Annotated in this window: 23 protein-coding genes and 3 pseudogenes; 23 read left to right on the top strand and 3 right to left on the bottom strand. The window is 56.1% G+C overall.

Translation table 11 applies throughout. The features are described from left to right. Positions 1–19: 19 nt before the first annotated feature. Entirely contained in the window at positions 20–949 is a 930-nt protein-coding gene (locus tag ASD63_RS18370; protein WP_060529657.1) for a sugar ABC transporter substrate-binding protein, read from the bottom strand. A 229-nt stretch (positions 950–1,178) separates the two neighbouring features. After that, positions 1,179–1,991 (bottom strand): TIM barrel protein, encoded by an 813-nt coding sequence (locus ASD63_RS18365; RefSeq protein ID WP_060529656.1) that lies wholly within the window; start codon positions 1,989–1,991, stop codon positions 1,179–1,181. Between the two features lie 319 nt (positions 1,992–2,310). On the opposite strand from ASD63_RS18365, the gene ASD63_RS18360 reads away from it, so the two are divergent. Beyond that, the gene (locus ASD63_RS18360) at positions 2,311–3,354 is read left to right on the top strand and encodes a capsular biosynthesis protein (protein WP_060529655.1); all 1,044 of its coding nucleotides are present in this window, start codon (positions 2,311–2,313) and stop codon (positions 3,352–3,354) included. Between the two features lie 29 nt (positions 3,355–3,383). On the opposite strand, the gene ASD63_RS18355 is transcribed toward ASD63_RS18360, so the two are convergent. Then, positions 3,384–4,415 carry a LacI family DNA-binding transcriptional regulator gene (locus ASD63_RS18355; RefSeq protein ID WP_060529654.1) on the bottom strand — a complete coding sequence of 344 codons (1,032 nt, stop codon included), beginning with the start codon at positions 4,413–4,415 and terminating at the stop codon, positions 3,384–3,386. Positions 4,416–4,579: 164 nt separating this feature from the next. Here ASD63_RS18355 and ASD63_RS18350 point away from each other — a divergent pair, with 164 nt between their 5' ends. The 22 genes and pseudogenes from ASD63_RS18350 to ASD63_RS18255 all read left to right on the top strand — a co-directional run. Continuing rightward, a complete protein-coding gene (locus ASD63_RS18350; RefSeq protein ID WP_060529653.1) occupies positions 4,580–5,671 on the top strand; it encodes a fatty acid desaturase family protein in 1,092 nt (363 codons plus the stop codon). A 30-nt stretch (positions 5,672–5,701) separates the two neighbouring features. Further along, positions 5,702–6,019 carry a MocE family 2Fe-2S type ferredoxin gene (locus ASD63_RS18345; RefSeq protein ID WP_034800605.1) on the top strand — a complete coding sequence of 106 codons (318 nt, stop codon included), beginning with the start codon at positions 5,702–5,704 and terminating at the stop codon, positions 6,017–6,019. 49 nt (positions 6,020–6,068) lie between these two features. Continuing rightward, positions 6,069–7,295, top strand: coding sequence for an FAD-dependent oxidoreductase (locus ASD63_RS18340; RefSeq protein ID WP_034800606.1), 1,227 nt, complete (start codon positions 6,069–6,071; stop codon positions 7,293–7,295). 43 nt (positions 7,296–7,338) lie between these two features. Continuing rightward, positions 7,339–8,136, top strand: coding sequence for a 3-methyl-2-oxobutanoate hydroxymethyltransferase (locus ASD63_RS18335; RefSeq protein ID WP_034800608.1), 798 nt, complete (start codon positions 7,339–7,341; stop codon positions 8,134–8,136). A gap of 81 nt (positions 8,137–8,217) precedes the next feature. Next, positions 8,218–9,012 (top strand): sterol desaturase family protein, encoded by a 795-nt coding sequence (locus ASD63_RS18330; RefSeq protein WP_034800610.1) that lies wholly within the window; start codon positions 8,218–8,220, stop codon positions 9,010–9,012. 249 nt (positions 9,013–9,261) lie between these two features. Continuing rightward, the gene (locus ASD63_RS18325; protein ID WP_051659553.1) at positions 9,262–10,332 is read left to right on the top strand and encodes a capsular biosynthesis protein; all 1,071 of its coding nucleotides are present in this window, start codon (positions 9,262–9,264) and stop codon (positions 10,330–10,332) included. 142 nt (positions 10,333–10,474) lie between these two features. Then, complete coding sequence (locus ASD63_RS18320) at positions 10,475–11,407, top strand: N-acetylneuraminate synthase family protein (protein ID WP_034800612.1); 933 nt, start codon at positions 10,475–10,477, stop codon at positions 11,405–11,407. After that, on the top strand, positions 11,362–12,576 hold the full coding sequence (locus ASD63_RS18315; protein ID WP_335668938.1) for an acylneuraminate cytidylyltransferase: 1,215 nt from the start codon (positions 11,362–11,364) through the stop codon (positions 12,574–12,576). Before ASD63_RS18320 ends, ASD63_RS18315 begins: the two co-directional genes overlap by 46 nt. A 4-nt stretch (positions 12,577–12,580) precedes the next feature. Next, positions 12,581–13,816: a DUF6716 putative glycosyltransferase gene (locus ASD63_RS18310; protein ID WP_034800616.1), complete on the top strand. Its 1,236-nt coding sequence runs from the start codon at positions 12,581–12,583 to the stop codon at positions 13,814–13,816. A 231-nt stretch (positions 13,817–14,047) separates the two neighbouring features. Then, positions 14,048–14,602 (top strand): dTDP-4-dehydrorhamnose 3,5-epimerase, encoded by a 555-nt coding sequence (gene rfbC, locus ASD63_RS18305; protein WP_060529652.1) that lies wholly within the window; start codon positions 14,048–14,050, stop codon positions 14,600–14,602. Positions 14,603–14,654: 52 nt separating this feature from the next. Beyond that, a complete protein-coding gene (gene rfbB, locus ASD63_RS18300; RefSeq protein WP_034800620.1) occupies positions 14,655–15,716 on the top strand; it encodes a dTDP-glucose 4,6-dehydratase in 1,062 nt (353 codons plus the stop codon). Further along, positions 15,713–16,612: a dTDP-4-dehydrorhamnose reductase gene (gene rfbD / locus ASD63_RS18295; RefSeq protein ID WP_234798776.1), complete on the top strand. Its 900-nt coding sequence runs from the start codon at positions 15,713–15,715 to the stop codon at positions 16,610–16,612. The genes rfbB and rfbD overlap by 4 nt, the downstream gene beginning before the upstream one ends. A 15-nt stretch (positions 16,613–16,627) precedes the next feature. Next, positions 16,628–17,497 carry a glucose-1-phosphate thymidylyltransferase RfbA gene (rfbA, locus tag ASD63_RS18290; RefSeq protein WP_034800622.1) on the top strand — a complete coding sequence of 290 codons (870 nt, stop codon included), beginning with the start codon at positions 16,628–16,630 and terminating at the stop codon, positions 17,495–17,497. A gap of 143 nt (positions 17,498–17,640) precedes the next feature. Then, a complete protein-coding gene (locus ASD63_RS18285; protein ID WP_082572934.1) occupies positions 17,641–18,867 on the top strand; it encodes a capsular polysaccharide biosynthesis protein in 1,227 nt (408 codons plus the stop codon). A gap of 120 nt (positions 18,868–18,987) precedes the next feature. After that, on the top strand, positions 18,988–19,647 hold the full coding sequence (locus ASD63_RS18280) for an ATP-binding cassette domain-containing protein (protein ID WP_034800624.1): 660 nt from the start codon (positions 18,988–18,990) through the stop codon (positions 19,645–19,647). Next, the gene (locus ASD63_RS18275) at positions 19,648–21,003 is read left to right on the top strand and encodes a hypothetical protein (RefSeq protein ID WP_060529651.1); all 1,356 of its coding nucleotides are present in this window, start codon (positions 19,648–19,650) and stop codon (positions 21,001–21,003) included. It begins immediately after the preceding gene. Between the two features lie 384 nt (positions 21,004–21,387). Beyond that, on the top strand, positions 21,388–21,780 hold the full coding sequence (locus ASD63_RS18270; RefSeq protein WP_034800628.1) for a hypothetical protein: 393 nt from the start codon (positions 21,388–21,390) through the stop codon (positions 21,778–21,780). Positions 21,781–22,049: 269 nt separating this feature from the next. Then, entirely contained in the window at positions 22,050–22,856 is an 807-nt protein-coding gene (locus ASD63_RS18265) for an ABC transporter permease (protein WP_051659554.1), read from the top strand. A gap of 273 nt (positions 22,857–23,129) precedes the next feature. After that, a complete protein-coding gene (locus ASD63_RS18260) occupies positions 23,130–23,375 on the top strand; it encodes a hypothetical protein (protein ID WP_034800630.1) in 246 nt (81 codons plus the stop codon). 10 nt (positions 23,376–23,385) lie between these two features. Beyond that, positions 23,386–23,499, top strand: a pseudogene (locus ASD63_RS36650) (IS66 family insertion sequence element accessory protein TnpB); the annotation flags it as partial. 28 nt (positions 23,500–23,527) lie between these two features. Beyond that, positions 23,528–23,709, top strand: a pseudogene (locus ASD63_RS36215) (transposase); the annotation flags it as partial. 113 nt (positions 23,710–23,822) lie between these two features. Then, positions 23,823–24,254: pseudogene (locus ASD63_RS18255) on the top strand (IS21 family transposase); the annotation flags it as partial. Between the last annotated feature and the right edge of the window lie 98 nt (positions 24,255–24,352).

The following is a 24,352-nucleotide window of genomic DNA, read 5'->3' as shown; positions in this document are numbered from 1 at the left end:
GCGCTCCCGACTGTGGCGATCAGTTCTTCGCCTGGTACTTGTCGAGGTTGTCCTTGGTGACGAGTTCGAAGGGAATGTAGACCTTCTTGTCGACCGCTTCGCCCTTTGCGAGCTTCAGCGCGGCGTCGACCGAGCCCTTGCCCTGGCCGGCGGCGTTCTGGAACACCGTGACGTCAAGGTCGCCGGCAGCCATGGCTGCCAGAGCGTCCTGCGTCGCGTCGATACCGCCGATGACGACGCTGTCCATCGAACGACCGGCGGCCTTTAGCGCCTGGATCGCGCCGATCGCCATTTCGTCGTTGTTGGAGATGACGGCGTCGAACTCAAGCCCGGCCGAAAGCCAGTTCGTCAAGAGGTCCGAGCCTTGCGTGCGCGACCAGTTGGCCGTCTGCTCCTCGACAATCTCAATGCCCTTGCACTGGTCGGTGGCAAGCACGTCGTGGATGTCCTTGGTGCGCATGCGGGCGGCCTGGTTGGACAGTTCGCCCATCATCACGACGGCCTTGCCCTTGCCGCCGAGCATCTTGCAGATTTCCTGCGTCTGCAGCGTGCCGGATTCCTGCTCGTTCGATGCCACGAAAGCCTGTTTTTCCGGCAGCGTGTCAACGTTGACCGGTTCGCGGTTGACGTAGACGAGCGGGATGCCGGCATCCGCTGCGATCTTTGACATGGCAGCCGTCGCATCGGTATCAACCGGGTTGACGATGATCGCGGTCACGCCGGCGGCGATGAAGTTCTGGATCTGACTCTGCTGCTTGGAGACGTCGTTCTGCGCGTCTTCGATCTGCAGTTCGACGCCATCGAGCGTCTTGGCGTAGTCGGACATGCCGTTGCGCAAGACCGTCAGGAAGTTGTCGTCGAAAAGGGCCATGGATACGCCGATGGTCTCGGCATGGGCTGCCGTCGACATCATCACAGCCAGCGCTGTGCTGAGCACGAATTTCTTCATTGTCTTTCTCCTCCACAATGGTGCCCGGCGACACCTTCTCCTGCCGGGGACGCAATGCCGGATTGCGCTCATTCATTTCAAAAGCGGCACTCCCGCTGCGCTTTTGAATAAAACGGAATAAACGAACCAGCAAATTGCGATTACGGAATATGTATTCCATTTTATACGGGCGCCGTCAAGGCCTGATGCGGCGCCCACTGTTGATTTGCCGGCCTCGCGCCGGGGGAGCTTAGATATGGCTTCGGATGTAATCCACGCTCTGTCCCACCGCGGCGGCGGGATCCGCCAATCCGTGGACTTCGGCGGCAAATGGCTCAAAGGAGAGTGGCCCTGCATAGCCCGCCGCGCGCAGGCGCCGAATCTGTCCGACGTTGTCGAGCAGGTCGCTCCGATCGACGAGGACGCGGTGCGAATCACGCAGGTTCGCCACCGCGACACGTTCATCCGCGACCCCGGAAATGTGGATGAGGCCGGTCATCTCAGGATAGATTGCAGGCTCGCCGGCGAGGTGGTGGTGGAACGTGTCGTGCACCAGGCGGAAGGTCTTCTCACCGTCGACGGCCTTGATGGCCTCAACAGCCTCCGTCTTCGAGCGCAACGAGCAGATCTCGAAGCCGAGCGGTTCGACGAGGCCGATGATTTCGGCCTTTTCGAGCATCGGCTTCAGTGCGGAAAGAGCTTTGCGAAGATTTGCCTGACGCTCGCCATCGGCCTGGCCCGTGCCATCGTTGACGGGAACTAGGACAAGGGCCTTGGCGCCGCAGTCGCGCGCATAGGCGATCAGTTCTTCGGCTTCGGCCTGACGGGTCTCGTTCCATTCGTTGAAACGTTGAAGGGCATTGATCGAGATGATCGTGATGCCGTGACGGCCGGCGAGGGCGGCGACATCCTTCGCCGGCGTGCCGTCCAGGATGGCGTTACCGGTGAGATCGTTGCGGATTTCGACAGAGGTCATGCCGAGCGATTTGGCGAGTTGGAAAAAGTCGCCAAGCGGTAGATTCGGCGTCGTCATGTGATTGAGGGCGAAGGGCAGGGCGGTCACGGGAATGTCTCCTCCAGTGGGGTGGCTATGGGTTATAAATGGAACGTTCATTCCATTTATAACCTTGCGGACAATTCACCAACTGTCGGAGCGCAGTCAAAGAGCACAGCGCGAAAAGGCCTTGCATTGCTGCAAGATTGTCTTTCGTCAGTGATGGAATTCTCTCATTCCTGCGTGGGTACCAAATTCTCTCTGACATGCTTCCCAGTGGTTAAGAGATCTCCGATCGCTCCTGGTTCAAGTTGGCAATTGCATTTCTGAAGGGGAGATGGTTTTTGGCCGGACGAAGTTGAGAATTTTAGCGGCTTGAGACAAAGGGATGAACGAGCTGGACGAAGTATCGCCAGAAACAACGCGCCCCTGGCACCCGAGATGGGGTTCCAGAATAGGGGCATCCTTTTTCGTGCACCAGGCATTCCCCTGGCTGCGGAACTACTTCGGGGATGCGCCGCTTCATTCGACGCTGTCATCTTCACTCGACGGGATCGTCTCTTGGGGCGGTCGGTTGCCGGCAAAGGCAGCTATCCGTATTGCACGCCTCAGAGGTCTGCCGCATTGGCACCTCGAAGATGGCTTTCTACGCTCCGTGGGTCTGGGCAAGGAAGGCAGTGTGCCGATTTCGATTGTTATCGACGACAAAGCGCTTCCGGTCGAAGCGGGTCGTGCCTCGCGTCTAGAGTTGTTGATCGCCGAAGCGGGTCGTACGGAGTTCACAAACACGGGTGCCGCCATCCGGGAGGCCCTGGTGGCGAACAAGCTTTCTAAATACAACAGCTTGCCCCACCATAGTCCGCGCATTGAACGCACTAACCGGCGCAGGGTGCTGCTCGTGGATCAAGTGTACGGGGATGTTTCCGTTGCAAAGGCGCTCGGATCGCCGGCGTCCTTTCATCGGATGTTGGATGATGCCCTCGCTAGCGGCGCTCAGTGCGTTGTTCGGACACATCCAGATGTGATCGCCGGCCATAGGCGCGGCTACATGACAGAGCGGGCTGCCAAAACGCCCGGGATCATCTTGATGGCGGACAAGGTCTCTGCCGCCTCAATCCTCGAAATCGTAGATGAGGTCTGGACGGTGTCCAGCCAAATGGGCTTCGATGCGCTTTTGCGGGGATTGCCTGTCCGTTGCTATGCAACGCCTTTTTATGCGGGCTGGGGTCTTACCGACGACCGATCGGGCAAGGCTTCGCAAAGCACCTTGCGTCGAAGGTCGGCGGCGCGCCCAACGCTCGATCAACTCACCTTTGCGGCTTTAAGTCTCTATCCAGTGTATCGCCATCCTGAGACATGGGTGCAGTTGGATACACTGGCGGCCATTGATTACCTTGTGAAAGAAATTGCACAGACGCGGCGCGAGGCGTAGCGCCGTCATTCTCATGAACCACCATCTGCCTAGATATTTTCCGGTGTGAAGAGGTCGAACGGCAAGAAGGTTTGCCCCGGCGCTCCGGTCGGGCCCTTGTCTATCGCCTGGATCATCAGGTTGATCGTTTCGCGCGCGAGGGCGGCCGTCGGGGTCGATATCGCCAGGGTCACGACATCGTCGCCAAGGGCCGCACGGGAATCCGGTGTCAGCTCGTTGACGACCGCGATCAGTTTTCCCTCAAGCTTTTCCTCGCGGATCGCCGAGATCGCCCCTTCCATGCCGCCGCCGCAGACATAAAAGCCGATCAGGTCCGGGTGGCGCTGCAGCAGATTGAGCGTAGCTTCATGGGTGATCTCGGCCGTGTCGAGGTTAACCATCGTATCCAGCACTTCGAAATCCGGCGCGTGCTCACGGAAATAGGAGCGAAAGCCAATTTCCCGAAGCTCGTGGCCGAGAAAGCGATGGCTGCCGACGAAGGCAGCGACCTTGCCGGGGCGTTTGGCCGCCTTGGTGATCATCCACGCGGCCGTGCGGCCGACCTTGTGATTGTTGAGGCCGACATAGCCCTCGCGAACGCCGGCGGCAAAATCCGAAAGCAGGGAGAAGACCGGAATGCCGCGTTCCTTGAGTTCTTCTATCGCGGTGGTCACGGCCGGGTAGTCGGGAGCGACGAGCGCAATGGCTTGGTTCCGCGTCGCAGCGGCCCGAAGCTTTTCCGTTATGGCCGATGGGGTGGAATTTGCCACGAAATCGACCTGGGCGAAGACGCGGGCATGCGACAGCGACAGTGCCGCGTTTTCGATTTCCTTCGCAACCGTTTGATAGAAGGCCTGCTCCGGCTTTTGCAGCACAAAGCCAAGCCTGTATTGCGGCAGGTCCTCAAAGACGCGCTGCCGGATCAAGCCCACGGCGTGATAGCCGATTGATTTAGCAGCCTCATAGACCCGGCGCGCGGTCTCCTCACGCACGGGATGGCGCCCGTTGAGTACGCGGTCGACGGTGGCGACGCTGACGCCGGCAGTGCGCGCAAGGTCGGCAATGGTCGGACGGTTGCTCATCGTGGCTCCTGATAGGTTTGTATCACGCGTGAAATGCGGGTTATGACAACATTTGAAAGAATATTTCATTGCTGCATTGAGACCTGGCAAAAGTCAACCTATCGTCATTGCACGACATAAGACGTCTCCGGCCAGATCGGGTCGGACCGCGGGGAGGAGCGCAAATGACGATGATGCCGACGAAGCGAGACTACAGCCTGCTTGGCCGGGATGCCCAGGCGGCGGTCGCCAACGGTCTCTCGGCCGCAGAGTGGTATCACACCGACATTCCGCGCAAGCAGATGAAGGAACTGATGAAGCGCGAGGATGGGCCGGCCATCCGCGACACTGCGATCTGGCTCGGTTGTCTCGTTCTGTTCGGTGCACTCGGCATCACCCTCTGGGGCACGTGGTGGGCCGTTCCGTTCTTCCTTGCCTATGGCGTTCTCTACGGTTCCGCCTCCGATAGCCGCTGGCATGAATGCGGCCATGGCACGGCGTTCAAGACGATGTGGATGAACGATGCCGTCTACCAGATCGCCTGCTTCATGATCATGCGCAATCCGGTCACTTGGCGCTGGAGCCACACGCGTCACCATACGGATACGGTGATCGTCGGCCGGGATCCCGAAATCGCGGTCATGCGGCCGCCGGATCTCCTGCGCCTCGTCCTCAATTTCTTCGGTGTGCTCGACGTTTGGCACGCGATGATCGACATGGTGCGCAACACGTTCGGCATCATCAGCGCCGAGGAAGCGACTTTCATCCCTGAAATGGAGCAGCCGAAGGCGATCCTGGTCGCGCGCATCTGGTTTGCGATCTATGCCGCGACGATTGCCGCCTGTTTCTATCTCGGTTCGATCCTGCCGCTGATGCTGATCGGTCTGCCGAGGCTCTATGGCGCCTGGCACCATGTGCTGACTGGGTTGCTGCAGCATGGCGGTCTTGCCGACAACGTGACCGACCATCGGCTGAACAGCCGCACAGTCTACATGAACCCGGTGAGCCGCTTCGTCTATTGGAACATGAACTACCATGTGGAACACCACATGTTCCCGATGGTGCCTTATCACGCGCTGCCGAAGCTGCACGCCATGATCAAGCATGATCTGCCGGAGCCGAACCCGTCGATGCTGGACGGCTACCGCGAAATGATCCCGGCCTTTCTGCGACAGTTGCGGAACGAAGATTACTTCCTGAAGCGCAAGTTGCCGGCGACCGCGAAGCCCTACCGGGAAGAGTTTCACAGGGATGCGATCGTGCACGCAGCCGAATAACCGACGAATGCCAGGAAATGGGAGGAAGTCATGAGCGGAAACTGGGTTGAGGTCTGCGCAGCGGACGAAATCGATGAGGAAGATGTGATCCGTTTCGATCACGGCGGACGCACCTTTGCGGTCTACCGCAGCCCCGACGACGAATATTTCGCGACCGACGGGCTTTGCACGCACGAGCACATCCATCTCGCCGACGGTTTGGTCATGGACGACATCATCGAATGTCCAAAGCACAACGGCCGCTTTAACTACAAGACCGGCCAGGCCAAGGGCGCTCCCGTGTGCGTCAACCTGAAGACCTATCCCGTGAAGGTCGAGGCCGGAAGCGTGTTCATCGCGCTCGGCTGAAGCCGCTCTCGATAGGATTGGGCTCGCCGCGGCGGGCAGGGAGGTTGAGATGGGTTCCATCGTCATCGTGGGCGCCGGCGAATGTGGCGCAAGGGCCGCCTTTGCCCTCAGGGAAAAGCAATACGACGGTAAGATCACACTGATCGGCGCGGAACCGCATCTTCCCTATGAGCGGCCGCCTCTTTCGAAGGAAGGGCTCAAGGCAGAGGTCGCGCCGAAATATGTCGCTGATGCCGAGCGCTATGCGGCAGCAGCGATCGAAGTCCTGACGGATATCCCGGTCATGGCCATCGATCGCGCCGAAAAGCGCGTGACGCTCGCAGACGGAAGCAGCATCGCCTATGACCGGCTGTTGTTGACGACCGGTGCCCGGGCGCGAACCATCGCCGGTATAGATGAGGTGTCACGCCGCATCCGCACGCTTAGAACCCATGCCGATTCTGAAGAGATCCGCCGCGAACTTTCGCCCGGTCGCAAGCTTGCGATCATCGGCGGTGGCTTCATCGGTCTGGAGCTTGCCGCAACGGCGCGCCGGCTCGGTGCTGCCGTGGCGCTTATCGAAGGGTTGCCGCGCATCCTTTCGCGCGGCGTGCCGGAGGAGATCGCCGCAATCGTTGCCGCGCGGCATCGAGCAGAAGGCGTCGACATACGATGCAACGCGAAGATCGAACGTATCGACGCGGACGAACGCCGTGCGCGCGTCGTTCTCGCCGGCGGCGAGACAATTGAGGCCGATCTCGTCGTCGTTGGCATCGGCGCGGTCCCGAACACGGACCTTGCAGCAGTCGCCGGCCTTTCGATCGAGAACGGCATTGCGGTCGACGCAACGCTTCAAACCAGCGACCCGGATATCTACGCCGCTGGCGATTGCTGCTCGTTCCCGCTCTGTCACTATGGTGATCGTCGGATACGTCTTGAGGCGTGGCGCAATGCGCAGGATCAGGGGACGCTCGTTGCCGGCAATCTGCTCGGCGGGGGCGAGGCGATCACCAGCGTGCCGTGGTTCTGGTCCGACCAGTATGATCTGACACTGCAGATCGCGGGGCTTGCTGAGGGTACTGCAACGACCGTGCGGCGCGAACTTACCGACGACGCCTTCATTCTTTTTCATCTCGACGATACCGGTCGGCTGCTTGCGGCCTCCGGCATCGGACCGGGCAATGCGGTCGCGCGCGACATTCGGCTTGCCGAAATGCTGATTGCAGCCGCAAAGCGGCCGGACCCGCAAGCGCTCATCTCGCCCGATACCAAGCTCAAAGCACTCCTCGCCGCCTAGCGTGAGCGGCAAATCTCGTCCTGTTTCCATCCGGAGCCTTCTCATGAAAAGCCACCGTCCGACCGTTGCCGATCTCTTGTCGATGAAGGGCAAGCGCCAGCTCACCATGCTGCGCGTCGAGACGCTGGATGAAGCCGAAGCGGCAGAAGCCGCCGGCATCGACCTCGTTTCGGTTCCCCCGACGCTCTTAGGACCGGAGTTTCGCGAGGTGGCGCCCACCTGCTTTGCCTTTCCGGGGCTCGAATATGGCGACTACGTCACGGCGGAAGAGTACATGCGTGCGGCCTTCAAGGCGCTGAAGGCCGGCGGCGATGCGGTCTACTGTGCTGCCGGGCTTTCGACCGTCCGGCTGATGCGAGAGGAGGGCATTCCCGTCTGCGGCCATGTGGGCCTCATCCCATCCAAAGCCACCTGGACCGGCGGCTTCCGTGCTGTCGGCAAGACGGCCGCGACTGCACTCGAGATCTGGCGGCAGGTCAAGGCGCTCGAGGAAGCCGGCGCCTTCGCTGCAGAAATCGAGGTCGTACCGGGAGAAGTTGCAGCACCGATCAGTGCCAGAACTTCGATGCTGATGCTCTCGATGGGGGCAGGCTGCGGCTGCGACGCCCAATATCTGTTTGCCGCCGACGTGCTCGGCAGCAATCGCGGCCACGTGCCACGCCATGCCAAGACATACCGCAACTTTGCCGCCGAATACGACCGGCTTCAGCGCGAACGGATCGCCGCGTTCACGGAGTTTGCCGAGGATGTGCACTCGGGCAGGTATCCGCAGGAGGGCCACCTCGTCGGCATTGACGGCGCAGAATTGCGCGCATTTCTGGCCGAGTTTGAGCGCGGCTAAAGCTGTACGCCTTGCGCGGAAGAGGGTGCTTGATATAGTCCACACACCAGTTCAACTTTTCTTTCCGCGACGGATCACGATTTGAGCGCCCTTCTTCAGGACAGTCTCACCTTTGTCGGCTTGCTGGCCGCGATTTATGCAGCGACGGTGGCGCTGTACTTCATCCTCGGCTACGGCATCACCTGGCTCAACGACCGCAACCCCGAGCGCCGCATCCAAAAGGGGCGGCGCGGCGAGAAGCGCAAGGCCATCGAGATCCGCCAGAGCATGGCCTCGATCCTCGTGACCTGCACGTCGGTCGCGATAGGGCTTTTCGTCCAGTACAAGGGATGGACGCTGTTCTCGCCTTGGGAGTTCAGCTGGTGGACGGCCATTCCGCTGTTCGTGCTCTGCATGGTGCTCTTCGACGCCTGGTTCTATTTCGCCCACCGGCTGCTGCACACCAAGCTCTTCTATAAGTACCATCTCCTGCATCACCGCAGTGTCGCGCCGACGGCCTGGAGCAACGACTCGATCGGCTTAGTTGATACCGCTATGAGCCAGGGCTACTATGCCGTCATCACGTTTCTCGTGCCGTTCCCGCCGATCATCCTTCTGACCCACCGCCTGTTCGATCAGATCAACGGCACCTTCGGCCACGCCGGCTTCGAATATTTCGCCTCACGCACGGCGCGGTATCCTTCGCCAATGCTTTGCACGACCTATCACGACCAGCACCACGCCGAATTCAAGTACAACTACGCGAACTATTTCTCGTTCTGGGACCGCGTGATGGGCACGGTCGCGCCGAACTATGATCGGCGGGTGGAGGCTTTTGAGGGCGAGGCACCGGCGATCAGAATGTCAAAGGTTCCCGGAATTCATGTTGTCGAATGAGGAGCCGCGCAACCCAGAGTCGCACTGCTCCCACTTAGAGAGAATGCCAATTGGCGTCTGTCTCATCGGTTTGGGATCGATCGGGCCTTGAATTCGCCAAACGGCTCAGGTTCGGTAACTCCAACGACGTACCTCTGACCACTCGTTTTTAGTTCCGGATGAATACTTTGCGTCCGGCGCCCAACAACAAGACGTATTGTCCTCTGTTCGAGGAGGGACGCGCGAATCGACGGAGATAACAGCTTTATTATGCCGCGCAGAAAAGCCTTCTTCTTCGGCTTCAAACCTTGGAAAGATGAGGTTCCGAATTGGTTTCCTGATCTTGAATGCACTGTGCTAAGCCGCAAGGCGCCCACAATGCTGATCCACGGTTGGCCTTTTCGATTACTTCTCTACAAGAAGCCTGAAGTCTATGTTTGGGGTTTCAAATATTGGCCGTTTTTGAAGATATTCTGCGGTATCTGTGGAATTCCATTTTTTCATGTTGAGGATGGCTTCCTTCGCTCGGTGGCGCTCGGTGCCCATAGATCTCCACCCGCATCGCTCATTGTTGACTCACGTACCATGCACTACGATGCGCGGAATGCCTCTGATCTTGAACTTATCCTCGAGACATACGATTTCGCTTCAGACAAAGCCCTAATGGAGCGAGCGGAAAAGTGTATAGAACTGTTGCTCAATTTTCGAGTGAGCAAGTACAACTTGGGCAGACGCCTGACTCTCGATGCTGTTCTCGGGAAAAAGGAGAGGCCGCGTATCTTGGTTATTGGACAGGTGGAAACTGATGCCGCAGTAAAGTACGGTTGTGATCGGCCCCTAACCAATAACGATCTCGTTCGGCTTGCCGCAGCCGAAAACCCGAACGCGCAGATCGTCTACAAGCCGCACCCTGAGGTATTGCATCGCACCCGCGCTTGGGTTTCAGACCCGGCGGCCGTCGCTGACATCTGTGAGGTGTTGATTGATGACATAGCGCCAGCGGAAGCGTTCGAGGGAGTCGATCGAGTGTATACAATCAGCTCGCTTATGGGTTTTGAAGCCCTTCTTCGTGGGATCGCGGTGACGTGCTACGGTTTGCCGTTCTATGCTGGTTGGGGCGTAACCGACGATAGGCTGCGCACTTCGCGCCGAACCAAGCTCCGCTCTGTGCAGGAGATATTTGCTGCAGCGTACATACTACGATCTCGCTACTTCGTGAGTTCTCAGCCCTCCGAAATGGAGGCTGTACTCCAATGGTTGCATGACGCAACTGAAGCCGCCCGGGTCCGAGCTTTGACGGACAATGAAGGTCCAGGGCTGAGTTCTTTGTCCACCAACTGATCTCTTTACTGACGCAGCCAATTGCCTTTGATGCCGCAAATGTCTAAGGACAGCGTAGCGTCATTACTGGCAAGTGCATCGGTGTGGCCCAATCCAAGTACGGCATACGCCGGAGTAACCGAAGACCAACAGGATCCTGAATATGACAAACGAAATTAAAGTGATTGCGGAAATCGGCTGCAACCACATGGGTAGCATGGACATTGCCAAGGAACTCATACGTGTTGCCGCAAAGATCTGCGGCGCCCACGTCGCCAAATTTCAGAAGCGTCACAACCGAGAGCTGCTGACTCCGGAAGAGTATGATCGGCCGCACCCCGTTCCTGCCAATTCGTATGGTGCGACCTACGGCGAGCATCGTGAGTTTCTTGAGTTTTCTGTTGGTCAGCATCGGGAACTGCGCGAAGAGTGCCAGGCGATGGGGATCGACTATTCAACTTCCGTGTGGGATCTTACGTCTGCGCAGGAGATCGCCGCTCTGAAACCTAATCTGATAAAGTTGCCGTCCGCAACAAATCAGCATTATGTGCTTCAGGAGTTCCTCTGCAAGAACTTTGATGGAGAGATCCATGTCTCTACCGGAATGACCACGCATGAAGAAACTGACCGGCTCGTAGAGTTTTACGAAAAGCGTGGGCGCGCCAAAGATCTGGTTCTCTATGCGTGCACGTCGGGCTATCCGGTGGCCTTTGCCGATATTTGTGTGCTTGAGATTAACCGATTGCAGGAACGCTACGGTGACAAAGTTAAGTCGATTGGCTTTTCTGGCCATCACCTGGGGATCGCCGCAGACGTCGCCGCGATGACGGCGGGGATCATTGGTCGAAATGTTTATGGCAAAGGGGACTTTGAGTACGTAGAGCGTCATTTCACGCTGGACCGCACTTGGAAGGGGACCGATCACGCCGCAAGTCTTGAGCCTGACGGGTTGCGCCGTCTCTGCCGCGATTTGAAGAATGTGAGCAAGGCGGTGACGTACAAGGGAAAAGAAATGCTCGACGTCGAGCTGGTCCAACGTGACAAGCTGAAATGGCGCGAAGAAAAGCACGGCGGGCAAATTCGGCAAATTTCGTGATGCAAGTTGTCGCCGTAATTCCAGCTCGGGGAGGTTCTGTTGGCCTCCCTGGCAAGAACACACGATATTTGAATGGGGTGCCCTTGGTAGGGCGCGCCGTTTTGGCTGCTATTGAGTCGAAATTCGTGTCCAACGTCTACGTTTCATCCGACTCATCGGAGATACTCGAGGTAGCGAAACGTTTCGGCGCTACTGCTATCACCCGCCCGCCCGCGCTATCAAATTCCACCGCAAGTTCTGAATCGGCACTAATACATGCCTTGCGTGAGATTGAAGGCATGACGGGGACGATGCCGGATGTGCTCGTTTTCATTCAATGCACCTCACCGTTTACCACTCCCGAGCAAATCGATGCTGTTGTATCGGAACTTTTAAATCGCGGGGCTGCGAGCGCCTTCGCCGCGATTGAGGATCACGGCTTCATTTGGCAAGTAGCTAGCGATGGAACAGCGATCGGTCTTACACACAATCATGCGGAACCGCGTCAACGGCGACAGGATATGATACCGCGCTACAGAGAGACGGGAGCCATCTATGCTGTTCGCGTACCTGAGTTCTTGGCTACCGAGCAAAGGTTCTGCGGCGTAACAGTTCTTGTCCCGGTCGCTATGCCGCCAATTGAAATTGATACGGCTGAGGATTGGGTAATCGCTGAAGCCTATGCCGAGATCCATGACTTGCAGCGAACCATACCGAAGAGGACGATTAGGGCGCTTGTCACGGACTTCGACGGCGTACATACGGATGACCGAGTGCTTGTTAACCAAGACGGTACGGAGGCGGTTCGTTGCAGTCGTAGTGATGGTATGGGCATTGAATTTCTTCGGAATCGGGGAGTTAAAACACTCATTCTGTCTCGTGAGAAAAATCCCGTAGTGAGCGCACGTGCGGCCAAGCTTCAGATGGATGTTTTGCATCATGTTCACAATAAGTTGCCAGCGCTTGACGCTTGGCGCGCTGAAAACCGCCTCGAGTGGACGGAGATAGCGTACGTCGGCAATGATGTTAATGATCTGGATTGCATGAAAGCTTGCGGGCTAAGTTTCGCTCCATCTGACGCCCATACTGAGGCTAAGGCTGTAGCAACACTCGTGCTTGGAAAGGCTGGTGGAAACGGCGCCCTGAGGGAAGTTAGTGAGTTGCTCACCTCGCAAAAGCTGATCGGGTAATCGCATGCGTGTCCTGGCGCTTGCGTCGTACGATTCATTTCTTAATACTGCTAGATTGATCTCGCCGTATTTTGAGCGTTCAGGTTGCACCGTAGAGCTGGCTTTGGTGCAAGCACGGCGACAGACCCAGATTAGCGGTAAGCAAGTCGAGCAGTATGTTGGCGGGACGAAAGTCCGTTGGATCGACATTGAAAGTTTCTGCGTTACCCACGAGGTCGCCGACTACGACATTCTCCTTTCCTGTCTGGAGGGCTTATCGACTAGGCGGCTCATGCACCACCTGGTCCAGCTAGGTGACCGACGTCCATTGGTAATTTCTTGCTATCCTGGTCTCGTTCTTCGATATGCGCTTGATGGCTTTTCCATGCGCACCGGGAGCGACCTGCTTTGGCTGAATTGTCAAGCAGATGCCGAATCATATGCTGCAATGTGTAGTTCCTTTCGTGTCGATGCCAGCAATGCGCGAGTTTTCGGGCTTGGCGCTTTGCTTGAACCTGTGACGCGGCCACTACTGGCGTCCGGACCAGTCGTCTTTTTCGAGCAGGCGGTCATACCGCGATATCATGCTGAAAGAGAATTCTTGGCTGCAGAACTAGTTCGATTGGCCAAACGTTTCCCGAAAACGAACTTTGTCGTAAAGCCGCGCACGGCGACGAAGGAAGCAAGTTTGCATCGATCGTGGCATCCGATCGAACCACTTCTCAGGGCGGCCGCACAGTCGCAAGGGGGATGGCCTAGCAATCTCGCGCTCACTAGTGAAAAGGCATCGACGCTCCTCGCGACGGCCTCCCACTGTCTCACCGTGTGTTCCACCGTCGCAGCTGAGGCGATACACGCGGGAATTCCAACGGCTGTGATCGGTGACTTTGGGGCGCACGAGGAGTACGGCCTACAATACTTCTTTGGCTCGGGCATAATTCGAACTTTCACCGAACTGCAGTTCCCGTTCGTCAGCAAGCCTGACGCGGAATGGAAGGCACGCTTTATTGCGGATCCCAATACAGTCATTGACCGTCTGGTGAACGAGGCGATTGGTTTGGCTGCTGCGCCTCGAGTTCCCCTGATGCAGAGACCTCAACGCGCTGAGATGTCGCCAGAGTTAAGGGCTCACCTCATGCGACGAGAAGGTACTTCGGGTGTACTTGCGCGTACGTTCAAATCTCAAAGGAAACCTTTGGGGTCGGGGATGCTTGCGTCCATCGCCAAGTTTTGGCAGCAGTTGCTTTGCTTGGTTACCTAGTGTGTCCGCCTACTGACGCGAGCGTCAGAGACCGAGTCCGATCAGTTTGGAGGATTCGATGCTTGTCGAATCCAAAGCACGGACGGGCGTTGGGCAGCGTTCTCGTCGCTAGATCAACAGCGAACCTGTGCGTGGCCGGGCCAGATCTGATGTCATCAGCCTATGCTCAACTGCTAGTGCGGCAGCGGCCATGGACTTAGAACACGCACGAGGGGAGAAAAGGGTGAAGTTATGCTGTTCGAGCAAACGAGTATTCCGGAAGTTGTCTTAATCACGCCTAATAGAATGGAAGACGAACGCGGCTATTTTTCTGAGACGTTCCGCTCCGACCAATTTGAAGCCAACATTGGCTCGTTCGCATTTGTGCAAGAGAATCTCTCGTACTCGCGAAAGGCTGGTACGGTGCGCGGTTTACATTACCAACTCGCGCCGCATGCTCAAGGAAAACTCGTTTCTTGCCCGGCAGGTGCGCTTTGGGATGTGGCAGTTGATTTGCGCCATGGATCGCCGACGTTCGGGCGGTTTGTAGCCGCTGAACTCTCTGACGAAAACGGTCGCCAACTTTGGATTCCGCCGGGATTTGCTCATGGCTTTTGCACGCTCAAACCCGAAACCACAATCTGTTACAAAGTGACCGCATATTACAAACAGGAGGTTGAGCGCGGGCTATTTTGGAATGATCCCGCACTCGAGATTACGTGGCCAACATCGATTGCCGAAGCTGTCGTGTCAGACAAGGACAAGAAGCAACCGCGGTTGAACGAGCTATATGCGAACTTCGCATAAGTCGCATGGAATTTTTATTACAATCGTCTGTCAAAAAGGATCGTAATAACGCATGCGTATTCTTGTTACCGGAGGAGCAGGTTTTATCGGATCTGCGGTCGTTCGCCATCTTATTGTCGACAAGGGATACGACGTACTCAATCTCGACAGTCTAACCTATGCAGCAACGCTCGGCTCGCTTAAGCCAGTAAAAAACAATCCGAGGTATCGTTTTCAAAAAGCTGATGTACGCGACGGCCTTGCGATCGCAAGCGCGTTCTCCGAGTTCAGGCCAAATCGCGTCATGCACCTCGCGGCAGAAAGCCACGTAGATCGCTCAATAACCGGGGCGAGAGATTTTGTCGAAACGAACGTCCTCGGTACCTTCAATATGCTGGAGTGTGCGAGGAATTATTGGGAATCTCTGAAGCCCGCAGAGCGAACCGAATTTCGGTTCATTCATGTCTCTACCGACGAAGTCTACGGCTCATTAGCCGATGGCGACTTGTTCTCTGAGACGACCCGCTACGATCCAAGTTCTCCTTACTCCGCAACTAAGGCAGCATCTGACCATTTGGTGAAGGCGTGGGCGCGAACCTATGGCCTGCCGATATTGATATCCAATTGTTCAAACAATTTCGGACCCTATCACTTTCCCGAGAAGCTCGTTCCATTGGCAATCTTGAATGCGATCGAAGGAAAGCCAATTTCCGTCTACGGCGACGGTCGACATGTCCGCGACTGGTTGTTTGTTGAAGACCATGCTCGCGCGCTCGACCTCATCGCCGGGCGCGGCCGAACAGGAGAATCCTACAATATTGGCGGCCGCAATGAACGGCAGAACATCGATGTTGTGAGATCCATCTGCTCCATAGTAGATTCGCTCATTCCCGCACGCCGCCCGCGCGAAGAATTGATTCGCTTTGTCCAGGACAGGCCCGGCCATGATATGCGCTACGCGATCGATGGGTCTAAGCTGCAGACGGAGCTCGGTTGGGCGCCACTGGAATCTTTTGAGAGCGGGCTCAGAAGAACCATAGAATGGTATCTGGGGAATGAATGGTGGTGGGGGCCACTGCGTAAGAACTATGACGGTGCGCGCCTTGGTTTGACCACGCCAGGAGATGCCACATGAGCCCGCCCATTCGCTTTCTCGTGACAGGGTTGACTGGTCAGGTGGTCCAGGCGCTTCTCGAAACTGGACGCGAACAACCAGAGATTGCGATTATTGCGCTGGGTAGGCCGCAGCTCGACTTGATGAATACCAAAAGTATAGTGGGTGTCCTGAAAGAATGTTCTCCGGACATAGTCGTGTCCGCCGCCGCCTACACATCGGTTGATCTCGCCGAGAGCGACCGCGTAGCGGCTTTCAAGGTGAATTCGGAGGCACCGAGAGAGTTGGCTGTTGCTGCTAGCGATATGCGGGTCCCGATAATCCATCTGTCCACCGACTATGTATTCGATGGGACCAAAAATACGCCATACGTCGAAACCGACACTGCTGTTCCGCTAGGGGTCTACGGTCAGAGCAAATTGCAGGGCGAGAAACTCATCAGTGCCGTCATGGATGATCACGTGATTCTAAGGACGGCCTGGGTGTATAGCCCTTTTGGCAGAAGCTTTATGCGGACAATACTAGACCATGCAAGAACTCGAAAAGAGCTGCTTGTTGTCGACGATCAGGTGGGCAATCCAACATCTGCTCTCGATCTGGCGAGGGAGATATTTAGGGTCGGAAAAAACCTGCTGAACTCCCGGGACCGTGAGCTTAGAGGTACATTTCATTTGACCGCGACAGGTGATGCGAGTTGGGCAGACTTCGCTGAGGAAATCCTTAAGGCGTCCCGAGCCATTGATGGGCCGTCTGCGGAAGTCAGGCGCATCTCAGCTGCGGACTACCCTACGCCGGCGCGTCGTCCCTCTAATTCTCGCCTGTGTTCGAGGAAAATACAGGATCATCATGGGATTCGTTTGCCAGTTTGGAGTGCTTCGGTAAGTGCGTCAGTATGCCGTCTATTGCAGCATGTATAGAACGAAGAGGTTCAAATGAAGGGTATCATTCTCGCAGGCGGAAGTGGAACTCGGCTGCATCCAATGACGTTGGTTAGCTCGAAACAGCTCCTCCCGGTTTATGATAAGCCCATGATATACTATCCGTTATCCACATTGATGCTGGCTGGTATCCGAGATATACTTATCATTACGACACCGCGGGACCTGCCGCTCTTTCAGAGCTTGCTAGGTGATGGGGCAAAGTGGGGTATTTCGCTTTCATACGCGGAACAGCAGTCACCTGATGGGCTAGCGCAGGCTTATGTGATCGGTGCAGATTTCGTTTCCGGCCATCCTTCGTGTCTGATTCTAGGAGATAATATTTTCTATGGGCACGGGATCACGCAACTCTTTAAAAGCGCCATGGAACGTCAGAGCGGCGCAACGGTTTTTGCCTACCACGTGAGCAATCCTGAACGGTACGGCGTTGTCGAGTTCGATGGTGCGATGAAGGCAATTGCGATTGACGAAAAACCCAGTCGGCCCCGTTCTAACTGGGCCGTGACAGGACTCTATTTCTACGACAACGAAGTCGTAGACATAGCGGCAAACCTGCGTCCCTCCCTCCGAGGCGAGCTCGAAATAACGGATGTAAACCGAAGCTACCTAGAACGTGGAAAGTTGCACGTTGAGCGAATAGGGCGAGGCTACGCTTGGCTGGATACGGGCACTCCCGACAGTCTGCTGGAGGCATCGGAGTTCGTAGCAACATTAGAACGTCGACAAGGTTTCAAAGTTGCGTGTCCAGAAGAGATTGCTTATCGGTTAGGCTTTATTAATTCGCGAGAACTGACGTCCCTTGCAGATCGCTACGGGAACAGTGCGTATGGCCTGTATCTGGCGAACGTGGTACAAAATATCTAAAAAAGCGCGCTTTCTGGCGGTTCAGTTTCGGCGTTAGCCCGGGGCCTTGGAGTATAAAGTTGGTGATTGGATGGAAGAGACCAGCAGTCCAGCAGCATGCGGACGCAGTTGACCTTGCAACCGGTCTGGCGTCCGAGGTCGGCCTGTATACGTTCGCGTTTCGAATCACTGACTGGAAGAAGCCTTTTCTAAAGCGCTATTTTCCTGACCGCTGTTTTTACTTTGTTTCAAGTGATTCCAGCGAAGCAGATTTGGCCGCGGCGCTTGCGAATTATGCGGTCAACAGGTCTGAATTTCTCGTTTGGGGGGGCGAGCTCCCCGAGGCAGCTAAAGCGATCGCAAAACGGCACGACATCAGTGTGACTTTCATCGAAGACGGCTTTCTTCGCTCAGCGCGCCCGAGTGCCAGCAGAAGTCATCCGTTGTCCCTGACGCTCGACAGCAAGGCTCCTTATTTTAGTTGTCGCGAAGCTTCGGATCTTGAGATCTTGTTCAAAGAGTATGACTTTGAGGGAGATGAGGCGCTCTTGGCCCGTGCACGCGAGGGGATTAAGCTTCTGTGTAGAAGCGGCGTCAGCAAATACAACGGTCGGAAGCAGATCAGTGCGGAGGACGTGTACGGAGAAAAGACTCGCAAACGAGTCCTTGTCATTGGGCAAGTTGAGGACGACGCGTCGATCCGAGAAGGTTGCTTGAGTCCCATAACAAACCACGACCTGGTACGGCTTGCTGCAGTTGAACAGAATGGTGCCCAGATCCTATACAGGCCGCATCCTGACGTCTTAAGCCGCGTCCGTGTTGCTAAGTCCGATCCTGCTGAAGTAGCGCATCTGTGTGAGCTTGTCACAGAAAGCCTGCCGATCTCGGAAGCTTTACGCACCGTAGATCACGTTTATACAATCACGTCACTCGTTGGGTTCGAAGCGTTGCTGCGCGGTGTTCAGGTGACGGTCGCGGGTTGCCCCTTTTACTCCGGCTGGGGCTTGACGGATGATCGCCAACCAAGTCCGCGTCGCGGGCGGAACCTAAGTATTGAGGCACTCTTCGCCGGGGCCTATCTGCTCTACCCTCGGTATTTTGATCCAGAGACTGGAGAGCAGACCTCCTTCGAGGCGACCGTCGAAGGAATAAAGCAGCAGCTTAGCTGTTCGAGCCGACGATCTGCTTCCGGTTCTCGGTGGCGTGCTTGGGGGCCTTACGGAATGCTAGGTTGGCGTCATATGTTGACCCCATTCGTGGCCTCGCTTGTGCGTAAATTCGGGAGTGATCGTGATTTCGAAGATTTCCGCGCCGACCCGATTGGCTTCTTTCGGAGCCTCTCGGACCCTAGATTGAGAGCAGTCGGTCGCGTTCTGTATCCTTTCGGGTGAACGATAAGATTGGGGCGTTTGACGCAGCCTCGACATGAACCGCACTATGAAGTAAGCCTTTATATGAGAACTTTGTGACACCTCTGGGTTCACACCATTCAAATGAAACTGAGAAGCGGGATGATTCGGTTCGAACACGCGACAAAGTATGCCCGCGCGAAGGGAATCAAGAAACCTATCATTAGGGATGCTTCGCTTACCCTCCACCGCGGCAAGAGCGTCGGGCTACTCGGGCGCAATGGAGCGGGAAAGTCGACATTGTTGCGCCTAGTTGCTGGCGCGATCAAGCTTGACCAGGGGCGAATTGTGCGACAAGGGAAAATCTCATGGCCGCTAGGTTTCGCTGGCAGTTTTCAAGGTTCTATGACCGGTGAGCAGAATGTCCGGTTCGTGGCCCGCATTTACGGCGTGGATTCCGCTGAGTTGATCGACTATGTCGAAGATTTCGCCGAGCTCGGTTCATTCTTTAAAGCGCCAGTCGGAACGTACTCATCGGGAATGAAGGCACGGCTCGCTTTCGGCCTGAGCATGGGTGTTAATTTTGACTACTATCTTGTTGATGAAATTACGGCCGTCGGTGACTCAAACTTTAAGAAAAAGTGTCATGCTGTCTTTGAAACGAAGCTAAAAGGGGCAGATGTGATCATGGTATCGCACAGTACCGGCACGATCCGCGACTATTGCGATTGCGGAGTTGTCCTGGAAAAAGGCGCGCTGAGCTACTACGACGATGTCGAGGACGCAATTCGCGCGCACGACAACAACATGAAGGGAAATTAAATGGCGGCCAAAGACGATGCTATCGCGAAACCTCAACTCGCACTAGCCGCTAATCAGTCTCCTACTTCGATGCCATCCCCGAAAACTGCCGAGAGGAACAAGGGGATAGCATTACTTGAAGGACTTCTGCGCGAACAAAGTGTGCCGACGACGCGACTTCCGGAAGGCCGCGCGCGATTATTGCCACTTGATGAGTCTGAGTTGCCGCTGGGGTCGAATTGGGCCTGGTTCAAAAAATATCAGCTTCGGCACACTATACTTGGAATTTCGTTCCTTCTTCTTGTTGCGCTGCCATCAGCGATGGTATCGTTGTACATGGCTTTCTTTGCTGCCGATCAGTATCATAGTTCAGCATCCTTCTCTGTGAGAAGCATTGACGCAGGCGGAGCCACCGATATTTTAGGGATGTTTACGCAGGCTTCGAGTGGCAGCACCGTTTCCGACAGCTATATCCTAATGGACTATATAATGAGTGAGCGAGTTGTCGCTGCGGCGGATCAGAGATTTAATCTTGAGAAGATCTACGCCACTCGAGGTCTCGATTACTTCTATGGCATTGGTTCCAATTTAGCTGTCGAGGATAAGCTCGAGTATTGGAAAGAAATGGTCGCGGTCAATTTCGATCACGCCTCAGGCATTATTCAGGTCACAGTCAAAGCATTCGAGCCAAAACAAGCTCAAGCGATCACCCAGTTTATTGTTGAAAACAGCGATAATCTAGTAAATGGACTTTCGCTTGCAGCTCGCAACGATGTCCTCAGAGCCACGCAAGACGAAGTGTTAGCTAGCGAGGCACGGCTTGGTCGGGCGCGTGTTGCTCTCCGTCACTATCGGGACAAGTCACAGGAAATTAGCCCGGAAGAGGAGGCGAAACTCGCTGTCCAGCTTATAGCTTCCCTAGAGCAACAACGGACGCAGCTTAACGCCGATCTAGTCACCGCAAGAAATCAAATGGGCGAGTCCACACCGAGGATTCGACTTCTGAAGACGCGAATCGGTAGCATTGAACAGCAGCTTTCTGTTGAGCGGCAGCGGTTGGGAACAGGTGAGAGACGGGTTGGGGCGGATGCCTTAAGCGCTCACGACGTTGCGGGCCGGATTGCCGAGTTTGAAGAACTGGAAACGGAACGCGAGTTTGCTGAGCGCGCCTATACAGCCTCGTTGGCTTCACTTGAGAAGGCACGGATTGAAGCAAACAATCGCCAGCGCTATCTTGCGTTGTTTATCGAACCAACGCTTTCCGAACTGGCGCAGTATCCTACACGGTTCATGAGCGCTTTGCTTGTCACACTTGGATTGCTCTTCGCTTGGGGGATTGGTGTGATGAGTTATTACAATATTCGTGATCGTGCTTGAAGTACTAAGGCGTGTTGTGTTTCGTACGGCTCCGTACACGGAGCCTTGAAGCAGTTTCTGCATTCTGCGAAGGAAAACAGCGTTTCCTTCGCGAGCACCTCATGAATATGAACGGGCCGCCCAACGAGGGATGCCATGGATAACACAGTTCGCGAACTTGCGTCATCTAAACTGGCCTACCGTTTGCTTTCACGGCAATGCAAGGACCGCGCGTCCCTCCCAGCCCGACGTTTGTTGCTTTTGAGGCGACCGGGCGGTATTCCAAGGAGGCAAGCCTCGTACCGGCGCCGGTACAAGCGACAAGGGACTTATTGAGTCAAGTCAAAAAAGCGGGTATCTGCGGGCGGACTCTTTCTGATAGGCCCAAGAGCATGCGGGGATTGTATGAACATAGATCAATTGATCGCCAAGCTCGAACAAGCTGAACAAGCCGAGCGGGTATTTGACGCGGCGATTGGCTCCATCCTGGGGTGGCGTCAAAAAGTCGAGTACGTTAAAACAGACCCGAACGGTGAGCCTGCCAAGAAAGTCTTTTGGGTCGTTCCGTCGGGCGAAAATCCAGGAATTGTACCGCCTTTCACAACATCGATCGACGCCGCTGTCGAATTGATGGAGGCGGTCGCGCCGAACGATCGCTGGGGTGTGAGCACTATTGGCGGAACTGGTACCGCGTTTGTGGGCACAGGCGCCTATTGTCATGCCCCGACCGCCGCAATGGCTCTTTGTATAGCATCGCTGAAGGCGAAATCGAACCTTGACAATCAGGTCAAATCCTGAATTTGGGGGGGGGGCTAGCGCGAACCTGATAGGATCGATCATTCTGGTTGAACGGCAAGGGAAGGGGCCAGCTTGGAGAGGGGCGTGCGTGTGAGGGGCTGACACCGGCCACGGCGCTGTGCATCGCCGCACTCAGGTTACTACGCCAGAACAAAAAGCAGTGGCAGTTGCCACAGCTCGGACGTTCAATTGCGCTTAACTTCTCCCTATCACAGAATACTTTTTTGGATCTGCCTGGCGCTTTGAGATATGGCCAGTCAGGAATTGTGATGGCTTCACAGATTGGAACGACAGTGGAACTTGTCAAGCAACATATTCGATCGACATTTTCCCTTATGGTGCGTGAAATGTCTACACGATATGGAGGCAAGCCTGGTGGATACCTTTGGGCCTTGATTGACCCCGTTGCCCATATCGCTTTGTTAAGCGTTGTTTTTGGTACGATCGCACGCGCGCCTGCACTTGGCAGCAGCTTCATGTTGTTCTTTGCAACAGGCTACCTGCCACTTTTGGCATACAATAGCATGACATCGTTTGTTGCCGGCGCCGTCCGTGCAAATCGCGCCCTGCTAAACTATCCAGTGGTAGCGCCAGCGGATACAGTTGCTGCGCGATTTATTGTCCAAGCGCTCACGACCGCATTCATTTGTTTCCTAGTGCTGGGATTGATCTCTGTCGAGGATCATCGTTCAGTGTTCGCCGGATTGGAATACTCGATTGTATTCTTTTCTATATTCGTAGCAATGTTATTGGGATTGGGAGTTGGTATGGCAAACATCGCCTTGTTCGCTCGATCGCCCTTGTATGAGCAAATTTACTCCATTGTCACAAAGCCACTTTTTCTTATTTCGGGTGTCTTTTTCTTGGCGGACTCCATTCCGCAACCGTTTCGAGGAATACTGCTGCTGAACCCGATAGCGCATATAATAATGTGGTTCCGATCCGGTGTTTACTCAGAATACCGTGCTGTTAGCCTTGACGTTTCATATGCGCTGCAGTGTGCCTTTGTAGCATTTTTTCTGGGGGTCTTGCTTTTCACCTTTTCAGCATCCCACCTCCGCGAAGAAAAAAACTGACACGATGTACGTCGGTGATAGGACGGTGGCCTAGCGGCAAGCTCGCCTTTTGGGTGGAGGAGGCTATTGCGAGGAGCCTAGTCCACAATTCACGGGCTCGGGCGATCTCCGGGCGTCGATGCTCGCTTGTCCGCAGTGCAGCTTCTTCTCCGTTGCAGGATGCAGTAGATACTTCAGGGCTGCCGGATATGAGACGTACCCCTCCGGTGACGGCCGCCTTGCTGAGTTAGGCTGAAGGCTGCAAGTCCTAGTGCAATCACTAGGGGTAGTCCTATGACGAAGCATCAGATTGAGGTCATTACGCCGGTCAAGCGGCGCCGGCGCTGGACCCGGGAGGAGAAGGACCGCCCGATCGGCGTCGGCGATCCCGACCGAGCCGCCGGCCCCTCGCTCGCGCGAGAAAGCAAGCATGGTGATGATCGAACGATCGAACTCGGCGGTGGCCGTCACCTGCGGGTCGAGAGCGACATCCATACCGAAGCCTTGGCCTGGATCCTCGATGTGTCGGAGCGGCGATGATCCGTAAGCGATGATCCCGGTCCCGCGCGGGGTGAAGGTGTGGCTGGCGACAGGCTATACCGACATGCGGAGAGGCTTTCCTGGCATGTCGTTGATGGGGCAGGAGACGTTGAAGCGCGATCCGATGAGCGGCCATCGAATCTGGCAGGGCGACGGTCGAGCGTATGGCGAGGCTCTGGGAAATCGAGGAAACCGTCCGCGGCCAAAGTCCCGAAGCTCGTGTCGCAGCGCGTCAGGAAAGTCCGGCGGTGATCGTCCGTGACCTCTTCAGAGTCTGGCAGGCGACCCTGGCGCGGTGTCGGGAAAATCCAAACTCGCGGAAGCTCTCCGGTATTGTTGGTTTCCGCGCGGAACTGAGCCGGTTAGGCGCATAATTTCCATTGAGAATTGAGCCATGTGAACCTTCCCCTCAACGCGGTGAGCGACGGGGGCAACGGAGTGATCCACATGGGACTTTTAAACATCATCCGTCGGATGGCACTGCGCGAGAAGCTGTCGGTTCGCGAGATCAGCCGACGAACCGGATTGTCGCGCAACACGATCGCGAAGTACTTGAGCGCTGGCACGATCGAACCGAAGTTCGCGATACCAGAGCGACCAAGCAAGCTCGATCCTTTTGCCGATAAACTGGCCGGCTGGCTGAAGACCGAGGCCGGGAAGTCGCGCAAGCAGCGTCGAACGTTGAAGCAGGTTCACGCCGATCTGGTGGCTCTTGGCTTTGCCGGCTCTTATGGCCGGGTGGCCGCTTTCGCCCGTGATTGGCGGGCTGATCGGCAGCGTGAGCAGCAGACGACGGGCCGCGGCATATTCGTTCCGCTGTCTTTCCGCCCAGGTGAGGCATTCCAGTTCGATTGGAGCGAGGACTATGCCGTCATAGGCGTGAGCGTCCGGCGAAGGCATTTTAGCTTGGTTGAGAGGCCGAGATTATAGGTCGCGTTTCATCTCGTCTGCCATAACGCGTTCGACCACATCCGGAT

Origin of the sequence: Ensifer sp. Root558 (assembly GCF_001427045.1) — a bacterium.
Lineage (GTDB): Bacteria > Pseudomonadota > Alphaproteobacteria > Rhizobiales > Rhizobiaceae > Ensifer > Ensifer adhaerens.
The sequence above is the reverse complement of the archived record's forward strand: the minus strand, read 5'-3'. Positions and strand labels throughout refer to the sequence as shown.